1 protein-coding gene is annotated in these 1,713 nt (G+C 72.1%); it reads left to right on the top strand.

The features are described 5' to 3' along the window. A partial coding sequence (locus tag ACFZCP_RS45875) for an SDR family NAD(P)-dependent oxidoreductase (protein ID WP_391443259.1) occupies nucleotides 1-1,713 on the top strand: 1,713 nt, incomplete at both ends.

Raw genomic sequence — 1,713 nt, forward strand, 5'->3', positions numbered from 1 at the left:
GTCGAGTGGCCCTCCGAGCCGCGGGCGGATGCTGCTGCGCGTTCGGTGCTGGTGACGGGCGGGACCGGAACACTGGGCGGGCTGGTCGCGCGGCATCTGGTGAGGACCGGCCGGGCCGGCGGTGTGCTGCTGCTCAGTCGGTCGGGCCCGGCTTCCGGCGATGTGGCGGTGCTGGCCGCGGAGCTGGCCGAACTGGGTGTCTGGGTCCGGGTGGTGGCGTGCGACGTGGCGGACCGGGGTGCGTTGGCCGCCGTGCTGGAGACGGTTCCGGCCGACTGCCCGTTGGGCTCGGTCTTCCACGCCGCGGGGATCATCGACGACGGCGTCATCACGGCACTGACCCCGGAACGGGTCGCGGCGGTCATGCGGCCGAAGGCGGACGCCGCATGGCACCTCCACGAACTCACCGCGCATCTGGACCTGGAGAACTTCGTCTCGTTCTCCTCCGCGGCCGCGACGCTCGGTGCACCCGGTCAGGGCAACTACGTGGCGGCGAACTCCTTCCTGGACGCCCTGGCCGGCTACCGGCGGGCGGCCGGACTCGCCGGGCTGTCGCTGCAACTGGGACCCTGGGCGCACGAGGCGGGCATCGGCCGCAACCTGGGCGAACGGCTGCTCTCGCGCATCGACCGCTCGGGCATCGGCCCCCTGGACGCCGAAGAGGGCCTGGGCGTCATGGACGTGGCACTGGCCCGCGAGGAAGCCGTGCTGGTGCCCGCCCGGCTGGATCTGGCAAGTCTGCGGACACAGGCCGCGCGCGGTGCGGACATCCCGCCGCTGTGGCGGGCACTGGCGGGCGTGACTTCCAGGCGTACGGCCGCCTCGGGTACCGGTACCGGGACGGGGGCGCGTGCGGGGGAGGCCCTGCGACGCCAACTGGCGTCGGTGTCGGGCACGGAGCGGGACCGGATCCTGCTGGACCTGGTGCGCGCCCATGTGGCCGCGGTGCTCGGGCACGCCTCCCCGGAGGCGATCGAGGCGGGCCGGGCCTTCACCGACCTGGGCTTCGACTCGCTGACCGCGGTGGAACTGCGCAACCGTCTGAAATCGGAGACCGATCTGCGGCTGCCCGCGACGCTGGTGTTCGACTACCCGACTCCGCTTGCGCTGTCCCGGCTGCTGCGCGCGGAACTGGCGGGTGATCTGCCGGCTGTGGTCGAGCCGGTTCGTCCGGTGGCCGGGGTGGCGGACGAGCCGGTGGCGATCGTGGGGATGGCGTGCCGGTTCCCGGGTGGTGCGGCCAGTCCGGAGGAGCTGTGGGAGCTGCTGGCCTCGGGCACGGACGCGATCGGGGCCTTCCCGCAGGACCGCGGCTGGGACATCGAAGCGCTCTACGACCCGGACTCTGAGCTTGCGGGCACGTCGTACACGCAGGCCGGCGGATTCGTCCACAACGCGAGCGGCTTCGACGCGGGCTTCTTCGGGATCAGCCCGCGTGAGGCGCTGGCGATGGATCCGCAGCAGCGACTGCTCCTGGAGACCTCCTGGGAGGCGCTGGAGCGGGCCGGTATCGCCCCCGCATCGCTGCGGGGATCGCAGACCGGTGCCTTCGTGGGCGGCTATTGGTCCGGGTACGCGGACATCGGCCTGGAGAACGAGGCGGAGTTCGAGGGAATCGCCGGTCATCTGATGACGGGCAATGCGACGAGTGTGTTGTCGGGGCGGTTGTCGTACACGTTGGGGCTTGAGGGTCCGGCGGTGACGATGGATACG

Origin of the sequence: Streptomyces sp. NPDC007971 (genome assembly GCF_042958635.1) — a bacterium.
GTDB lineage: Bacteria > Actinomycetota > Actinomycetes > Streptomycetales > Streptomycetaceae > Streptomyces.